This is a genomic window from Streptomyces sp. NPDC053048 (assembly GCF_044547045.1).
Taxonomy (GTDB): domain Bacteria; phylum Actinomycetota; class Actinomycetes; order Streptomycetales; family Streptomycetaceae; genus Streptomyces.
The window spans coordinates 1-17,417 of the sequence record NZ_JBITZS010000013.1 but is presented as its reverse complement, the minus strand read 5'-3'; the positions used below and the strand labels follow the sequence as shown (position 1 = coordinate 17,417).

The 17,417-nt window shown below is 71.2% G+C and carries 14 protein-coding genes; 11 read left to right on the top strand and 3 right to left on the bottom strand.

Going from position 1 to position 17,417, the window contains the following annotated elements:
• Positions 1-140: 140 nt before the first annotated feature.
• A complete protein-coding gene (locus ACIG36_RS29950) occupies positions 141-545 on the top strand; it encodes a WXG100 family type VII secretion target (protein ID WP_399934563.1) in 405 nt (134 codons plus the stop codon).
• Between the two features lie 38 nt (positions 546-583).
• The gene (locus ACIG36_RS29945; RefSeq protein WP_399934560.1) at positions 584-892 is read left to right on the top strand and encodes a WXG100 family type VII secretion target; all 309 of its coding nucleotides are present in this window, start codon (positions 584-586) and stop codon (positions 890-892) included.
• A gap of 39 nt (positions 893-931) precedes the next feature.
• On the opposite strand, the gene eccCa is transcribed toward ACIG36_RS29945, so the two are convergent.
• On the bottom strand, positions 932-4,885 hold the full coding sequence (eccCa, locus tag ACIG36_RS29940; RefSeq protein ID WP_399934557.1) for a type VII secretion protein EccCa: 3,954 nt from the start codon (positions 4,883-4,885) through the stop codon (positions 932-934).
• Positions 4,886-5,059: 174 nt separating this feature from the next.
• On the opposite strand from eccCa, the gene eccD reads away from it, so the two are divergent.
• From eccD to ACIG36_RS29910, 6 genes are all read left to right on the top strand, one after another.
• Entirely contained in the window at positions 5,060-6,499 is a 1,440-nt protein-coding gene (gene eccD, locus ACIG36_RS29935; RefSeq protein WP_399934555.1) for a type VII secretion integral membrane protein EccD, read from the top strand.
• 238 nt (positions 6,500-6,737) lie between these two features.
• A complete protein-coding gene (rpsO, locus tag ACIG36_RS29930; RefSeq protein ID WP_225664194.1) occupies positions 6,738-7,025 on the top strand; it encodes a 30S ribosomal protein S15 in 288 nt (95 codons plus the stop codon).
• Positions 7,026-7,360: 335 nt separating this feature from the next.
• Entirely contained in the window at positions 7,361-9,580 is a 2,220-nt protein-coding gene (locus tag ACIG36_RS29925; protein WP_399934550.1) for a polyribonucleotide nucleotidyltransferase, read from the top strand.
• On the top strand, positions 9,577-10,956 hold the full coding sequence (locus ACIG36_RS29920) for a M16 family metallopeptidase (protein ID WP_399934547.1): 1,380 nt from the start codon (positions 9,577-9,579) through the stop codon (positions 10,954-10,956). The genes ACIG36_RS29925 and ACIG36_RS29920 overlap by 4 nt, the downstream gene beginning before the upstream one ends.
• Before the next feature lie 59 nt (positions 10,957-11,015).
• Positions 11,016-11,771, top strand: coding sequence for a 4-hydroxy-tetrahydrodipicolinate reductase (gene dapB / locus ACIG36_RS29915; protein ID WP_399934544.1), 756 nt, complete (start codon positions 11,016-11,018; stop codon positions 11,769-11,771).
• A 2-nt stretch (positions 11,772-11,773) separates the two neighbouring features.
• The gene (locus ACIG36_RS29910) at positions 11,774-12,241 is read left to right on the top strand and encodes a hypothetical protein (RefSeq protein ID WP_399934541.1); all 468 of its coding nucleotides are present in this window, start codon (positions 11,774-11,776) and stop codon (positions 12,239-12,241) included.
• 6 nt (positions 12,242-12,247) lie between these two features.
• On the opposite strand, the gene ACIG36_RS29905 is transcribed toward ACIG36_RS29910, so the two are convergent.
• Both ACIG36_RS29905 and ACIG36_RS29900 read right to left on the bottom strand, forming a co-directional pair.
• On the bottom strand, positions 12,248-12,859 hold the full coding sequence (locus ACIG36_RS29905; RefSeq protein WP_399934538.1) for a phage holin family protein: 612 nt from the start codon (positions 12,857-12,859) through the stop codon (positions 12,248-12,250).
• A 77-nt stretch (positions 12,860-12,936) separates the two neighbouring features.
• Positions 12,937-13,179 carry a hypothetical protein gene (locus tag ACIG36_RS29900; protein ID WP_399934535.1) on the bottom strand — a complete coding sequence of 81 codons (243 nt, stop codon included), beginning with the start codon at positions 13,177-13,179 and terminating at the stop codon, positions 12,937-12,939.
• Positions 13,180-13,407: 228 nt separating this feature from the next.
• Between ACIG36_RS29900 and thyX the strand changes: the two genes are divergently transcribed.
• The 3 genes from thyX (at position 13,408) to ACIG36_RS29885 (ending at position 17,109) form a co-directional block, all read left to right on the top strand.
• A complete protein-coding gene (gene thyX / locus ACIG36_RS29895; RefSeq protein WP_399934532.1) occupies positions 13,408-14,157 on the top strand; it encodes an FAD-dependent thymidylate synthase in 750 nt (249 codons plus the stop codon).
• Positions 14,158-14,389: 232 nt separating this feature from the next.
• Positions 14,390-15,289, top strand: a complete 900-nt coding sequence (dapA, locus tag ACIG36_RS29890; protein ID WP_399934529.1) for a 4-hydroxy-tetrahydrodipicolinate synthase — start codon at positions 14,390-14,392, stop codon at positions 15,287-15,289.
• A gap of 134 nt (positions 15,290-15,423) precedes the next feature.
• Entirely contained in the window at positions 15,424-17,109 is a 1,686-nt protein-coding gene (locus tag ACIG36_RS29885; RefSeq protein WP_399934526.1) for a ribonuclease J, read from the top strand.
• Positions 17,110-17,417: the final 308 nt, after the last annotated feature.

Below are 17,417 nucleotides of genomic sequence, written 5' to 3'. Positions count from 1 at the left end.
ACGGACCTGCGAGGCACCGACGCTAGCAACGCCCGGGGCCACCGGGACAGGCTTTCGGCCGTTCCGCACAGGTCAGTTGGGGCGCGTGCAGGGAGTGACTAGAGTTGCGGTTTACGCAATCTCATGGGGGAAGGCGGACCATGTCCGGACAGTCAATCAACTACGAGACCTTCACCAGGTTCGAGAACACCATCGGAGAGGTGACCGGCCACCTCTCCAAGAACCTGCAGAACCTGGCCGGCCTGCTCGAAACCGTACGGGCCGGCTGGCAGGGCGAGGGCGCCAACGCCTTCGTCACCGCCCAGCGCGCGCTCAACGACGACCACGACGCGCTGCGCCGCCTGATCGACGGCATTCACCAGGCCGCGATCGCCACCCGGCGGTCGACGAGCGCCAACGACCACGACATCGTCGCCAGCTTCAAGGGAATCGACGTCAACGGCGCCGCCGCCGGCGGCCACCTGGGCGGCATGAGCCAGGCGGACACCCGCAGCGCCGACGTGAGCGCCGGCCTCACCAGCAAGATCGACGGCTACTCCCTGTAGGCCGTTCCACATTCCTTCGATTCCCGGGAGCAACACAGATGTCCGGCAACGACGTCGACCTGAAGGTCAGCTACGCGCACGTCAGCGAACTGGCCGCGGCCATCGACCAGGCAGCGGGCGTGGTCCAGAAGAACCTCGACGACATCTGGGCCGCGGTGCGGACCATCTCCGGCAGCTGGACCGGTGAGGCGCGCGAGATGTTCAACGCCGCCGACACCCAGTTCCACGCGCGCGGCAACCACATCCACGCCACGCTCACCAAGGTGGCCGAGACGATCCGGACCGGCAGCTCGCACTACGCCGAGACCGACCGCAAGGCCTCCCGCCTGTTCGACATCAGCTACTGAGACCGGCAGCACCCGGCGGTGAGCCCACGCGCGCGTGGCTCACCGCTCCGGCAGCCACCCCAGCTGGACCAGCGGCGTGCCCCGCTTGCGCGAGACGAACCAGCCGCGCCCCGGCGGCATCCGGCGCGGCCGGACGCCGCCGAGCAGATCGCCCTCGGCGGGATCGCCGGACAGCACGACGCCCTGGGCGCCCAACTCCTTCACACGCTGCATGAAGGACTCGAACATCGAGCGGGACGCGCCCGCCGCACTGCGCGCGACGATGAAGCGGACGCCCACGTCCCGTGCGAAGGGCAGGTTCTCGGTCAGCACCGCCAGCGGATTGCCGCTGCCGGTGGCCACCAGCTCGTAGTCGTCGACGATGACGAAGAAGCGCGGGCCGCTCCACCAGCTGCGCTCCCGCAGCTGCTGGGGCGTGATGCCCGGCTGCGGGGCCCGGCGGTCCATCAGGCCCTTGAGGGCGTTGGCGTGAACGGTCAGCGCCGAGGCGACCGGGGCGTACTCGAGCAGGTGCGTGTCGGGGATGACATCCAGCAGCGCGCGCCGGTAGTCGCCGACCACGATCTTCGCCTCGTCCGGTCCGTACCGCTCGGTGATCTGCTTGGCCAGCAGGCGCAGCAGGGCCGTCTTGCCGGATTCGCTCTCGCCGAGGACGAGGAAGAACGGGTCGGTCTCGAAGTCGACGAAGACCGGCTCGAGGCTGGTCTCGTCGATGCCGATGGCGACACCCAGCTCCGGGTGCTCGCCGCCCTTGGGCAGCTCGTCGGCGTGCAGCATGCGCGGCAGCAGGCGCACGGGCGGGGCGGGCGGGCCGGGCCAGGCCCGCTGGACCCGTTCCACCAGGGCCGCCGTGGCCTCCGTCATCGTCGCCGGGTCGCCGCCGGAGTCGATGCGCGGCTGGCCGGCCATGAAGTGCAGCTTCTCCGGCAGCTGGCCCCGGCCGGGGACGCCGGCGGGGACGTTCGCGGCGACCTTGCGGTCGAACTCGGAGTCCATGGTGTCGCCGAGCCGCAGCTCGAGGCGGTTCAGGAGCTGGTCCTTGAGCGCCGCCCGGACCTCCATGTTGCGCGAGGCGGTGACCACGACGTGGACGCCGTAGCCCAGGCCGCGCCCCGCGATGTCGGCGACGACGCCCTCGAGCATGTCGTACTCCTGGCGGAAGCCGGCCCAGCCGTCGATGACGAGGAAGACGTCGCCCCAGGGCTGGTCGGCGAAGCGGTCCGCGGCCCGCTGCCGGCGGTAGGTGCTCATCGAGTCGATGCCGTTCGCCCGGAAGAACTCCTCGCGGCGGGCCAGGATGCCCGCCACCTCGGCGACCGTGCGGCGCACCCGCTCCGGGTCGAGCCGTGAGGCGACGCCGCCGACGTGCGGCAGCCCGGCGACGGCGCTCATGCCGCCGCCACCGAAGTCCAGGCCGTAGAACTGCACCTCCGCCGGGGTGTGGGTCAGGGCGAAGGACGCGATCAGCGTCCGCATCAGCGTCGACTTGCCGGACTGGGGGCCGCCGACGACTAGCATGTGGCCGGCCGCGCCGGAGAAGTCGCGGTGGAGCACGTCACGCCGCTGCTCGAAGGGCTTGTCGATCAGGCCCAGGGGCACCACGAGCCGGCCGGGGCGCGGGTGGCCGCCGGGCGCGAGCCCGCGGCCCTCCACCACGGAGAGTGGCGGCAGCAGCTGGTCCAGGGACGGCGCCCGGTCCAGCGGCGGCAGCCAGACCTGGTGGGCCGGCGGGCCCTGGCCCGCCAGCCGGCGCACCACGACGTCAAGGACCGTGTCCGCCGTCGCCTCGTCCTCGTCCCGGGCCGGCTCCGGCGACGGCACGGGGGTGGGCGCGGCGTACGTGACCGGGACGGGCGCGGCGGTGAACAGCACGGGCCGGCGCTCGACGGGCAGCACGCCACCGCCCGCGCCCGCGGACGCCCCCGCCCGGTAGGGGCCCGAGACGTACGCCGCCTTGAACCGCGTCATCTCGTCCGTACCGAACTTCAGGTACCCCGAACCCGGCACCGTCGGCAGGTGGTAGGCGTCCGGCACGCCCAGGGCCGTGCGCGACTCCGCCGCCGAGAAGGTGCGCAGGCCGATGCGGTACGACAGGTACGTCTCCAGGCCGCGCAGCCGGCCCTCCTCCAGGCGCTGCGAGGCCAGCAGCAGATGGACGCCCAGGGAGCGGCCGATGCGGCCGATCTGGATGAACATGTCGATGAAGTCGGGCTTGGCCGTCAACAGCTCGCTGAATTCGTCGATCACCAGGACGAGTGAAGCCAGCGGCTCCAGCGGGGCGCCCGCGGCCCGCGCCTTCTCGTAGTCGTGCACGTTGGCGTAGTTGCCCGCCGACCGCAGCAGTTCCTGGCGGCGCTGCAGCTCGCCCGTGATCGAGTCGCGCATGCGGTCGACCAGCGTCAGGTCGTCCGCGAGGTTGGTGATGACGGCCGCGACGTGCGGCAGGGACGACATCCCGGCGAACGTCGCGCCGCCCTTGAAGTCCGCCAGGACGAAGTTCAGCGTCTCCGACGAGTGCGTCACCGCCAGCCCCAGCACCAGCGTGCGCAGCAGCTCGGACTTGCCCGAGCCGGTCGCGCCGACGCACAGCCCGTGCGGGCCCATGCCGTCCTGCGCGGCCTCCTTGAGGTCGAGCATGACGGGCGAGCCGTCCTCGCCCACGCCGATCGGCACCCGCAGCCGCTCGGCGGTGCTCCGCGGCCGCCAGCTGCGGGCCACGTCCACCGCGGCGGAGTTGCCGAGCCCCAGCAGATCGGTGAAGTCCCAGTCGGCCAGCAGCGGCTCGTCATCGTCGCCGCCGCCCACGCGCAGCGGCGCGAGCCGACGTGCCAGCGCCTCCGCCGCCTCCGGCGAGAGCGTGTCCGGCACTCCGTCGTAGGCCGCGACGCGCGACCGCAGCCGCAGCCGGCCCGGCCGCACGCTGATCGCCAGCCCGCCGCGCAGTTCGTCCAGCTCACCGGGGACGATCTCGACGACTGTCACGCCCTGCAGGCCCTCGGGCGCCGCGAGGACCGAGTCCGGCGGCACCGCGCCGCCCTCCAGCAGCAGCACCACGTGCGGCTGGTCGTGCGGGGGCCGGCCGTCGCGGCTGAAGCGCGGACGGCTCTCCAGGCGCGGCCCCAGCAATTCCTCGAGCTCGCCGAGGTCGTCACCGATCAGCCGCCGCGTGCCCGCCCCGTCGAGCGAGCCCGCCAGCTGCACGTGCGGCAGCCACTTCGCCCACTCCCAGCGCGGGGCGGCACCCCTCCCCGCGACCACCGCGAGCACCAGGTCCTCGGGGGAGTGCAGGGTGGCCAGCTGCGCGACGAGCGCCCGCGCCACGCCGTGCACCGTCTCCGGGTCGCCCGAGAGCGTCACGTGGTAGAAGGCGCGCAGCGACACCGCCATCGGCAGGCCGTCCAGCGAACCGTGCACGGCCAGGAAGCGCTGCATCGCCCCGGCCGTCAGCGGCTCCAGCTCGTCCATGGGCGCTGTCTCCGGTGCCACCAGCGGCGTCGCGAGCCGCTGCGCGCCGAGCCCGATCCGCGGCTGCGCGAAGTCGTCGTCGGACGGGCGCCGCTCCCAGACCCGGCCGCCCTCGGCCACCACCGACCACAGCTGGTCGGGCGCCGGGTGCAGGTACAACTGCGCGTCGCGCTGCGCCCGCGCCGTGCGCTGGACGGTGCGCCGGGTCTGCGCCAGGTACCTGAGGTAGTCGCGGCGCATGTCGGCCAGCTGCCCCTGCGAGCCCTGCCGGTGGCGCACCACCATGGCGATGGTCATGCCGAGCGTCGAGACCATCATCAGGACGCCCATGACCTTCATCATCGGGTGGGCGCCCGGCATGAAGAAGTAGACCATCGACGAGGCCATGCCGAGCGTGGGCAGCAGCTGCATCAGGATGCCCTCCTGACGGCCGCGCGGCAGCTCCGGAGGCCCCTCCAGCCGCAGTTCCGCGCCCGGCACCTCGGGCGGCAGCACCCGCGGCTGGCGCTTGACGACGACCTGGCTCACGAAACGGCTCAACCCCTCGGCGCGAAGGGCCAGTTCCCGTCCGGCACCCCTGTGGCCCGGCCTGCCCCCGCGAGACGGTGATCCTATCGGCGTACGGGCGTTCGCCCCGGGTAGGGTGACGAGCCGCGCTTCGCAGCACAGGCTTCGGAGCAGAGAGAACAGGGGGCAATCCGGGTGAGCACGTCCGCCACGACCGGCTTCTGCAGGGTGACCGTCGTCGCGCCGGACAGCCGCGTCGACGTGGCCCTCCCCGAGGACCTGCCCGTCGCCGACGTCCAGCCCGAGATCCTCCGGCTCACCGGCGGCGCCCGTCCCGCCGGCACCCCCACCGGCTATCACCTGGTGCGCCGCGACGGCACCGTCCTCGACGGCGCCCGCACCCTCGCCGCCCAGCACGTCCTCGACGGCGAGATCCTCTCCCTGCGCCCCTTCGCCGAGTCCCTGCCGCCCGCCGTCCACGACGACGTCTCCGACGCGGTCGCCACCGCGGTCGCCCGCGACCGCGCCCTGTGGGACGGCCGGCTGCTGCGCGGCTGCGGCCTGGCCGCCGGCGCCCTGCTGCTCGTCCTCATGGGCCTCGTGCTCTGGTACGCCGACCCCGTCCGCCACGACATGCACGGGACGCCGGGCATCGCCGCCGGTGCCGTCGCCGTCCTGCTGACCGCCTTCGCGGGCGTACGGGCCCGCGTCTACGACGACCGGACCTCCGCCGTCGCGCTGGGCCTGGCCGCCGTGCCGCACCTGATGATCGCCGGGTCCGGGCTGCTGCCGCCCGCCGCCGGGGAGGGGGCCGGACGCCTGCAGTTCCTGCTCGGCTGCTCGGCCGTGCTGGTCGCCTCCGTCGTGCTGGTGGCCCTCGTGCCCGCGGGCGACGCGCCCTTCGTGTCGGTGCTCGTGGCCTCCGCCACCGGCATCCTCGCCACCTTCGCCACCATCCTCGCCGGGGCCCGCCCCGCCGCCGCGGCCGCTGTCTGCGCCGTCACTGCCATCGCGGCCGTCGCCTTCCTGCCCGCGCTCTCGGCCCGCGTCGCCCGGCTGCCCGTCGGCTACGCCGCGCCCCGCACCGCCACGGCCGACGACGACCTCGACGCGCCCCTGGACGGCTCGGCCGCCGAGCCCGTGGACGCCGAGCGCATTGCCCTGCAGGCCCGGCGTGGCCATGAGCTGCTGCTCGGCCTGGTCGGCGGCTGCGCGGCCGTCGTCACCGGCTCCGCCGCCGTGCTGGCCTTCTCCGCCGGACCCTGGGCCCAGGCCCTCGCGCTCACCACCGCCCTCGCGGCCCTGTTGCGCGCCCGGCTCTTCCGCTACGCCGCCCAGGTCGCCGTCCTGCTCGCCGCCGGCCTGGCCGGGCTCGCCCTGCTCGTCCTGGGGCTCGCCCTGAACCCGCCCGCGGGCGATCCCTCCGACATCCGCACGCTGTGGCTCGCCGCAGCCGTCACCGCCGTCGCCGCCCTGCTCACAGGCATCGCGCTGATCGTCCCCGGCAAGGGCCTGTCACCCTTCTGGGGGAGAGTGTCCGACGTGGCGGAGAGCGCCTTCCTCCTCGCGCTCGTGCCGATGTGCCTCGCCGTGCTCGACGTGTACTCGACAGCACGCGGCCTGACCAGCGGCTGAGCCCGCCGCCCCGGCCCCCGGCCGCCCCGCACGGGCCCTGACCTGCGGCCCGGCGGCAGGAGGCGGCCCGGGGGCTGGTACTGTGTCCAGTGGCCGTTTGTGTACGCGCCTCCGGAACGCCCCGCAGGGCTTCTGGGGACAGCGCCCAGCGGACCCCGCCTCCCGAGTAACGGAAGCTCCCCTGAGACAGAGACCAGGGGCACTCGGTGGCCAAAACGAGACTCAGAAGGAGTACCGCGTGTCGCTCGACGCCGCTACGAAGAAGCAGATCATGGCCGAGTTCGCCACCAAGGAGGGCGACACCGGTTCCCCCGAGGTCCAGGTCGCGCTGCTCACCCGCCGCATCTCGGACCTGACCGAGCACCTCAAGCAGCACAAGCACGACCACCACTCCCGTCGTGGTCTGCTGCTCCTGGTCGGTCAGCGCCGCCGCCTGCTGCAGTACCTGGCCAAGAAGGACATCACGCGCTTCCGCGCCCTGGTCGAGCGCCTCGGCATCCGCCGCGGTGCCGCCGGCGCCAAGTAAGACGCCATGAAGGGAGCGGTTCCCACCCCAGGGAGCCGCTCCCTTCGCGTATGCCGCGGCGTCCCGCGCGCACGCCGGAGCGCCCCGAACGCTCACGCGGCGCATCCCATGGGAAGCAGAGACGAGCAGAAGCTTTGTAGTCTGGTCCCACAACGGCATACAGAACGAGACATCTGACGAGGAGGAGCGCCGGGCTCATCGCCGGTCCTCGGTAGTGGCCCCCGGAACAGGGAATTCCGGGTGCTTCGATCGAAGACCGGCCCGCACGAGCAGGCGGCGCCCTCCACCACCGTCCCCGCCACACGGGCAGGGACGCACAAGAGGAGATATCCCTGGTGGAGAACGAGACCCACTACGCCGAGGCCGTCATCGACAACGGCGCCTTCGGCACCCGCACCATCCGCTTCGAGACGGGCCGCCTGGCCAAGCAGGCCGCCGGTTCCGCCGTGGCGTACCTGGACGACGACACCATGGTGCTGTCGGCCACGACCGCTTCCAAGAAGCCCAAGGACCAGCTCGACTTCTTCCCCCTGACGGTGGACGTCGAGGAGCGGATGTACGCGGCCGGCAAGATCCCCGGCTCCTTCTTCCGCCGTGAGGGCCGGCCTTCCGAGGACGCGGTCCTCACCTGCCGCCTGATCGACCGGCCGCTGCGCCCCTCCTTCAAGAAGGGCCTGCGCAACGAGATCCAGATCGTCGAGACGGTCATGGCGCTCAACCCCGACCACCTGTACGACGTGGTCGCGATCAACGCCGCCTCCTGCTCCACGCAGCTCGCGGGCCTGCCCTTCTCCGGTCCGATCGGCGCCACCCGCGTCGCTCTGATCAAGGGCCAGTGGGTGGCCTTCCCGACCCACACCGAGCTCGAGGACGCCGTCTTCGACATGGTCGTGGCCGGCCGCGTCCTGCCGGACGGCGACGTCGCGATCATGATGGTCGAGGCCGAGGCCACCGAGAAGACCATCCAGCTCGTCAAGGACGGCGCCGACGCCCCCACCGAGGAGGTCGTCGCCGCCGGTCTCGAGGCCGCGAAGCCCTTCATCAAGGTGCTGTGCCGCGCCCAGTCCGAGCTCGCCGCCAAGGCCGCCAAGCCCGAGGGCGAGTTCCCGGTCTTCCTGGACTACCAGGACGACGTCCTGGAGGCCCTGACCGCCGCCGTCCGCAGCGAGCTCGCCCAGGCGCTCACCATCGCCGGCAAGCAGGAGCGCGAGAACGAGATCGACCGCGTCAAGGAGATCGCCGCCGAGAAGCTGCTCCCGCAGTTCGAGGGCCGCGAGAAGGAGATCTCCGCCGCGTACCGCTCGCTGACCAAGACCCTGGTCCGTGAGCGCGTCATCAAGGAGCGCAAGCGCATCGACGGCCGTGGCGTCACGGACATCCGTACGCTCGCCGCCGAGGTCGAGGCCATCCCGCGCGTCCACGGCTCCGCCCTGTTCGAGCGTGGCGAGACCCAGATCCTGGGCGTCACCACCCTCAACATGCTCCGCATGGAGCAGCAGCTGGACACCCTCTCCCCGGTGACCCGCAAGCGCTACATGCACAACTACAACTTCCCGCCGTACTCCGTCGGTGAGACCGGCCGCGTCGGTTCGCCGAAGCGCCGCGAGATCGGCCACGGCGCCCTGGCCGAGCGGGCCATCATGCCCGTGCTGCCGTCGCGCGAGGAGTTCCCGTACGCCATCCGCCAGGTCTCCGAGGCGCTCGGCTCCAACGGCTCGACCTCCATGGGCTCGGTCTGCGCCTCCACCATGTCGCTGCTGAACGCCGGTGTGCCGCTCAAGGCCCCCGTCGCCGGTATCGCCATGGGCCTGATCTCCCAGGAGATCGACGGCAAGACCCACTACGTCGCCCTCACCGACATCCTCGGTGCGGAGGACGCGTTCGGCGACATGGACTTCAAGGTCGCCGGTACGAAGGAGTTCGTGACCGCGCTCCAGCTGGACACCAAGCTGGACGGCATCCCGGCCTCCGTCCTGGCCGCGGCCCTCAAGCAGGCCCGCGACGCCCGTCTGCACATCCTCGACGTGATGATGGAGGCGATCGACACCCCGGACGAGATGTCCCCGAACGCCCCGCGGATCATCACCGTCAAGATCCCGGTGGACAAGATCGGTGAGGTCATCGGCCCCAAGGGCAAGATGATCAACCAGATCCAGGAGGACACCGGCGCCGAGATCACGATCGAGGACGACGGCACCATCTACATCGGTGCCGCCGACGGCCCGGCCGCCGAGGCCGCCCGCGCCACGATCAACGGCATCGCCAACCCGACCATGCCGGAGGTCGGCGAGCGCTACCTGGGCACGGTCGTCAAGACCACCACCTTCGGTGCGTTCGTCTCCCTGCTCCCGGGCAAGGACGGCCTGCTGCACATCTCGCAGATCCGCAAGCTCGCCGGCGGCAAGCGCGTGGAGAACGTCGAGGACGTGCTCGGCGTGGGCCACAAGGTCCAGGTCGAGATCGCCGAGATCGACCAGCGCGGCAAGCTCTCCCTCATCCCCGTGATCGAGGGCGAGGACGGCGACGAGGCTGCTAAGGACGAGTCCGCCAAGTGACGTCCCGTAGTACACGGAAGACGGCCCGCACCTCCTCGGAGGGGCGGGCCGTCGCCCGTACCCAAACGCTTCTCAAGGGCGAGAACGGCATCGGCACGGTCCGCAGGACCACCCTCCCCGGCGGCCTGCGCGTCGTCACCGAGACCCTGCCCTCCGTGCGCTCCGCGACCTTCGGCATCTGGGCCAACGTCGGCTCCCGCGACGAGACCCCGGCCCTCAACGGCGCCACCCACTACCTGGAGCACCTGCTCTTCAAGGGCACGGCCAAGCGCAGCGCGCTGGACATCTCGGCCGCCATCGACGCGGTCGGCGGCGAGATGAACGCCTTCACGGCGAAGGAGTACACGTGCTACTACGCGCGCGTGCTCGACACCGACCTGCCGCTGGCCATCGACGTGGTCTGCGACATGCTCACCGGCTCGCTGATCGAGGCCTCCGACGTCGACGCCGAGCGCGGCGTGATCCTCGAAGAGATCGCGATGACCGAGGACGACCCCGGCGACTGCGTGCACGACCTGTTCGCGCACACCATGCTGGGCGACACCCCCCTCGGCCGTCCGGTCCTGGGCACGGTCGACACGATCAACGCCCTCACCCGCGACCAGATCGCCCGCTTCTACAAGAAGCACTACGACCCGACCCACCTGGTCGTGGCCGCCGCGGGCAACGTCGACCACGCCAAGGTCGTCCGCCAGGTGCGGGCCGCCTTCGAGAAGGCCGGTGCCCTGGGCCGTACGGACGCCGTCCCGGTCGCCCCGCGCTCCGGCAGCAAGACGATCCGCACCGCGGGCCGGGTGGAGCTGCTGGGCCGCAGGACCGAGCAGGCGCACGTCGTCCTCGGCATGCCGGGCCTGTCCCGCACCGACGAGCGCCGCTGGGCGCTCGGCGTGCTCAACACCGCCCTCGGCGGCGGCATGAGCTCGCGGCTGTTCCAGGAGGTCCGGGAGAAGCGCGGACTGGCCTACTCGGTCTACTCCTACACCTCGGGCTTCGCCGACTGCGGCCTCTTCGGCGTCTACGCCGGCTGCCGCCCGAGCCAGGTCCACGACGTGCTGCGGATCTGCCGCGACGAGCTGGACCGGGTCGCCGCCGAGGGCCTGTCGGACGAGGAGATCGGCCGCGCCATCGGCCAGCTCTCCGGCTCCACGGTGCTGGGCCTGGAGGACACCGGCGCGCTGATGAACCGGATCGGCAAGAGCGAGCTGTGCTGGGGCGACCAGATGTCGGTCAGCGACATGCTGGCCCGCATCGCGGCCGTCACCCCGGACGAGATCCGCGAGGTGGCCCGCGATGTACTGGGGCAGCGTCCCTCGCTCTCCGTCATCGGACCGCTGAAGGACAAGCAGGCCGGACGCCTGCACGAGGCCGTTTCTTAATCGATTTCTTAATCGATCGGTTCAACCGCTCAGTCGATTTTTCGAAGGAAGCAGGGACGATGAGCAAGCTGCGCGTCGCGGTCATCGGCGCCAAGGGCCGCATCGGCTCCGAGGCCGTACGGGCCGTGGAGGCCGCCGAGGACATGGAACTGGTGGCCGCGCTGGGCCGGGGCGACGACCTCGAGGCCCTCACCGAGGCCGGAGCCCAGGTGGCGGTCGAGCTGACGCACCCCGACTCGGTGATGGACAACCTGGACTTCTGTGTCCGCAACGGGATCCACGCCGTCGTCGGCACCACCGGCTGGACCGAGGACCGCCTCGAGCAGCTGAAGTCCTGGCTGGCGGCCGCGCCGTCCACCGGCGTGCTCATCGCCCCGAACTTCTCCATCGGCGCGGTCCTGACCATGTCCTTCGCCCAGCAGGCGGCCCGCTTCTTCGAGTCCGTCGAGGTCGTCGAGCTGCACCACCCGAACAAGGCGGACGCCCCCTCCGGCACCGCCACCCGCACCGCGCAGCTCATCGCGGCCGCCCGGCGCGAGGCCGGCTGCGCCCCGCAGCCCGACGCCACGACCACGGCCCTCGAGGGCGCGCGGGGCGCGGACGTGGACGGGGTGCCGGTGCACTCCGTCCGGCTGCGGGGCCTGCTCGCGCACCAGGAGGTGCTGCTGGGCGACACCGGTGAGACGCTCACCATCCGGCACGACTCGCTGCACCACAGCTGCTTCATGCCGGGCATCCTGCTCGGCGCGCGGCGCGTGGTGAGCACCCCGGGCCTGACCTTCGGGCTCGAGCACTTCCTGGACCTGGGCCGGTAGTGATGCGCGCGAAGGTCGTCTATTTCGCCCTGGCCGCCGTCCTGGTCGTCTATTTCGTCCTGGTCGGCAGCCGCGGCGTGATGCTGATCCAGCAGGGCACGGCGATCACCGTCGTCTTCGGGGCGGCGGTGCTGGTCCTGCCGTTCATCGGCGCCTGGTTCCTGTACAAGACCACCAAGTTCGCGCGCGACGCCAACCGGCTGGCGCGCGAACTGGAGGCCGAGGGCGGGCTGCCGGTGGACGAGCTCGTCCGCACCCCCGGCGGCCGCATCGACCGCGACTCGGCGGACGCCGTCTTCGCCAAGCGCCGGGCCGAGACCGAGCGGACCCCCGGCGACTGGCGCTCCTGGTTCCGGCTGGCGGTCGCCTACCACGACGCCCGCGACACCCCGCGGGCGCGCAAGGCGATGCAGCGCGCGATCGCGCTGCACAAGGCCGGGCCGGTCGGTGCCGGCCCGGCCGGCGCCTGAGGGACGTCAGCGCTTCAGCTCCGCCACCCACTCCTCGGTGGCGTCGGCCGCCGCGGCGAAGGCCTGCGGGCGGCCGAGGAAGTCGGCACCCTGGTCGGTGACCAGCGCGCGCAGCGGTGTGCCGTCGGCGCGGTGGACGACCAGGGCCTGGCCCTGCACCGTGCCGAGCACACCCAGCCGGCGAACGGGCTGCTGGACGATCCGCACCTGACCGACGGCGGACCAGGGCAGCGTGGTGGCGGACAGCAGCCCGGTCTGCCGCAGCCCGTGCTCGTCGACCCAGATGCCGGTACGCACCGACCGCCACGCGGTCGTGATCAGCAGGACGGCGACGACGAGACAGACGCCCGCGACCGGCAGCGCCCCCGCGACGCCGATGATCACGGCGGCGACGAGCACGTACGACGCGAGCAGAAGCAGCACCGCCGCGCCACCCACCCGCAGCGGACCCGGGCGGTAAGGACGCCGCCTGCGGCGGGGGTCCTCGTACAGATCTCCGTAGGAATCTCCGTACGGGTCCGGTACCGGGTTCTGCTGGGGCGAGGGCGCGGCGGTCGCCGTCGCATTCGCTGTCGCGAGATCGTCGTCGCGTTCGACTGTCGGAAAGGGCAGGGGCACGACGGTTCCTCACTCACACACAAGCACGCTCGAATGGCTGTGCGGGGTGAGGGTACCCGCTGGTCAGGGGCCGTGGATCAGCGGCCCGCGTTGGCTTCGGACTGCTGGCTGTGGTGGCTGTTCTGCGGACCCGTCTTCAGGGCCGGCATGCCGAACAGCAGCGCTCCGACGAGCCCTGCCGTGACGGTCAGACCCACCAGGGCCCGCCCCACTATCTGCGAGCGGTCGACGCGTTCTCGGGGCGGCGGAGTGACGTTGCTGCGGTAACGCTCGGCTTCGGCGACGAAGGCGAACGGTACGGGCTCTCGCCGGCGGAACATGGTTGGGCTCTCCTAGGAACCTCGAGGGGTGCTGGTGTCACAGGTAAAGACGTTCGAACTGCCCGAAGGGTGCCCGTTTTCCGTAACGTCTGTGAAAAATATCAACTGGCGTCCCTCCGCTTCGTGTGGTGGGCGGAACCGGCGGTCCCGGCCCGGTGCGGGGCCGGGTGTCAGTGGCGGCCCGTAGGCTTTACGGCGCCAAGCAAGCAACTGGGAAGGACCCCGCCGGTGACCGACACCCCCACCGAGGACGCCAAGGACGCGAAGCCGACGTTTCGCAGCGATGTGACCGTCGAGCTGGTCAAGCACAGCGCGGCCGACACCGACGTGCTGTGGGCGGCTCGCGTCTCGACGGCCGGCGAGCAGTCCCTCGAAGAGATCACCAAGGACCCCGAGCGGTCCAAGGGGCTCATCAACTACCTGATGCGCGACCGCCACGGCAGCCCCTTCGAGCACAACTCGATGACCTTCTTCATCAGTGCCCCGATCTTCGTCTTCCGCGAGTTCATGCGGCACCGCGTGGGCTGGTCGTACAACGAGGAGTCCGGCCGCTACCGGGAGCTCGAGCCCGTCTTCTACGTGCCGGGGGAGTCCCGCAAGCTGGTCCAGGAGGGCCGTCCGGGCAAGTACGTCTTCGTCGAGGGCACCCAGGCCCAGCACGAGCTGACCGGCCGCGTGATGGAGGACAGCTACCGCCAGGCGTACGAGGCCTACCAGGAGATGCTGGCCGCCGGCGTCGCCCGCGAGGTCGCCCGCTCGGTCCTCCCGGTCGGTCTGTACTCCTCGATGTACGCCACCTGCAACGCCCGCTCGCTGATGCACTTCCTCGGCCTGCGCACCCAGCACGAGCTGGCGGCCGTCCCCTCCTTCCCGCAGCGCGAGATCGAGATGGTCGGCGAGAAGATGGAGGCCGAGTGGGCCAAGCTCATGCCGCTCACCTACGCGGCCTTCAACAAGAACGGCCGCGTCGCGCCGTGACCCGGGGCCGCGCCGTGACGCCGGGCGGTGCACTGACGCCGGGCGGTGGCCGGTGACGCGCTGCTACCCGGGGCACTGATCAAGGTGTCCGTATTGCGGCATTTCAATACCTTCATCTAGGCTGAAAAAACGGACCCGGCACTGCTTGAACCCCCGAGCAGGCAGTGCCGGGATCCCTTTTCGCACTCCCCGAGGGAGCACCTCACGGTGAGCAACGAGTAGCGTGGCCCTCATGGCTCCGACCTCCACACCGCAGACGCCCTTCGGGCGGGTCCTGACCGCCATGGTCACGCCCTTCACCGCCGACGGCGCCCTCGACCTCGACGGCGCGCAGCGCCTGGCCGCCCACCTGGTCGACGCAGGCAACGACGGCCTCGTCGTCAACGGCACCACCGGTGAGTCCCCCACCACCAGCGATGCGGAGAAAGCCCAGCTCGTACGCGCCGTCGTCGAGGCGGTCGGGGACCGCGCCCACGTCGTCGCCGGAGCCGGCACCAACGACACCCGTCACAGCATCGAGCTGGCCCGCGCCGCCGAGCAGGCGGGCGCCCACGGCCTCCTCGTCGTGACGCCGTACTACAACAAGCCCCCGCAGGAGGGCCTGCGCCGCCACTTCACGGCGGTCGCCGATGCCACCGGCCTCCCGGTGATGCTCTACGACATCCCCGGCCGCAGCGGTGTCCAGATCGAGACCGAGACCATGGTCCGGCTCGCCGAGCACCCGCGCATCGTCGCCAACAAGGACGCCAAGGGCGACCTCGCTGCTGCTGGCTGGGCCATGGCCCGCTCGGGCCTGGCCTGGTACTCCGGCGACGACATGCTCAACCTGCCGCTGCTGTCCATCGGCGCCACCGGCTTCGTCTCCGTCGTCGGCCACGTCGTCGCCTCCGAGCTGCGCGCGCTGGTGGAGGCGTACCGGTCCGGCGACGTCGACAAGGCGGCCGAAATCCACCGCCGCCTGCTGCCCGTCTACACCGGCATGTTCCGCACCCAGGGCGTGATGACCACCAAGGCCGCCCTCGCCCTGCAGGGCCTGCCCGCCGGCCCCCTGCGGCTGCCGCTCATCGGGCTCACGCCGGAGGAGACCGAGCAGCTCAAGAGCGATCTCGCCGCGGGCGGGGTACAGCTCTAGCACACAGACTTCACAACCGAATACCGAGCAACTGCATACCGGACAACTGCATACCGACAACAACTGCAAGTGCACGAATGTCACGCGCGCCATGTGTCCACGGGGCATGTGGCGCGTGTGGTGAGGAGAGTCTTTTGAGCCACCCGCACCCCGAACTCGGTTCGCCGCCGAAGCTCCCCAAGGGCGGCCTCCGCGTCACCCCGCTCGGCGGCCTCGGCGAGATCGGCCGCAACATGACGGTCTTCGAGTACGACGGCCGTCTGCTGATCGTCGACTGCGGAGTGCTCTTCCCCGAGGAGGAGCAGCCCGGAGTCGATCTGATCCTGCCGGATTTCACGTCCATCCGTGACCGGCTCGACGACATCGACGGCATCGTGCTCACGCACGGTCACGAGGACCACATCGGCGGCGTCCCGTACCTGCTCCGCGAGAAGCCGGACATCCCGCTGATCGGCTCCAAGCTGACCCTCGCCCTGATCGAGGCCAAGCTCCAGGAGCACCGCATCCGCCCGTACACCCTCGAGGTCGTCGAGGGCCACCGCGAACGCATCGGCCCCTTCGAGTGCGAGTTCATCGCGGTCAACCACTCCATCCCGGACGCCCTGGCCGTCGCCATCCGCACCCCGGCCGGCATGGCCGTGCACACCGGCGACTTCAAGATGGACCAGCTCCCGCTGGACCGCCGCCTCACCGACCTCCCCGCCTTCGCCAAGCTCGGCGAGGAGGGCATCGACCTGCTGCTCGTGGACTCCACGAACGCCGAGGTCCCCGGCTTCGTGCCGCCCGAGCGGGACATCTCCGGCGTGCTGCGCCAGGTCTTCGCCAACGCCCAGAAGCGCATCATCGTGGCCAGCTTCGCCAGCCACGTCCACCGCATCCAGCAGATCCTGGACGCAGCGCACGAGTACGGACGCCGGGTCGCCTTCGTCGGCCGCTCGATGGTCCGCAACATGGGCATCGCCCGCGACCTGGGCTACCTGCGCGTGCCGGCCGGCCTCGTCGTGGACGTCAAGACCCTCGACGACCTGCCGGACGACGAGGTCGTGCTCGTCTGCACGGGCTCCCAGGGCGAGCCGATGGCCGCGCTCTCGCGCATGGCCAACCGGGACCACCAGATCCGGATCGTCCAGGGCGACACCGTCATCCTGGCCTCGTCCCTCATCCCGGGCAACGAGAACGCGGTCTACCGCGTGATCAACGGCCTGACCCGCTGGGGCGCCAACGTCGTCCACAAGGGCAACGCCCGGGTCCACGTCTCGGGCCACGCCTCGGCCGGCGAGCTGCTGTACTTCTACAACATCTGCAAGCCGAAGAACCTGATGCCGGTACACGGCGAATGGCGCCACCTGCGGGCGAACGCCGAGCTCGGCGCGCTCACCGGCATCCCCAAGGACCACATCGTCATCGCTGAGGACGGCGTGGTGGTGGACCTGGTGGACGGCAAGGCGAAGATCGTCGGCAAGGTCCAGGCGGGATACGTGTACGTGGACGGCCTCTCGGTCGGCGACGTCACCGAGGCCTCGCTCAAGGACCGCCGCATCCTCGGCGACGAGGGCATCATCTCCGTCTTCGTGGTCGTCGACAGCACGACGGGCAAGGTTGTCAGCGGCCCGCAGATCCAGGCCCGCGGCTCCGGCATCGAGGACTCCGCGTTCAACGCGGTGGCCCCGAAGATCGAGGAAGCCATCGCCAAGGCCGCGGCGGACGGCATCGCCGAGCCCCACCAGCTCCAGCAGCTGGTGCGCCGCACGGTGGGCAAGTGGGTGTCCGACAGCTACCGCCGGCGCCCGATGATCCTCCCTGTGGTCGTCGAGGTCTGACGCCACGTCAGCCGTACGGGACGGCCGCCCCGGCCCGATTTGCATCCGGGCGCGGCCGTCCAGTACGTTTACGGCTCCACCGCAGCGGGAACGCCCAGGGCCTTGTGCACGGGGCGGAACCGGAAAGCGAATGGAAATCCGACTCAGAGAAAATCTGATAAAGTCGGAAGCCCCCGCCAACGGGGACCGGAAAACGGAATTCGGACCGGAAACGGAACGGAAAACGGATCTGGTAAGGTTGGAAACAACGAAGGGAAGCGCCCGGAGGAAAGCCCGAGAGGGTGAGTACAAAGGAAGCGTCCGTTCCT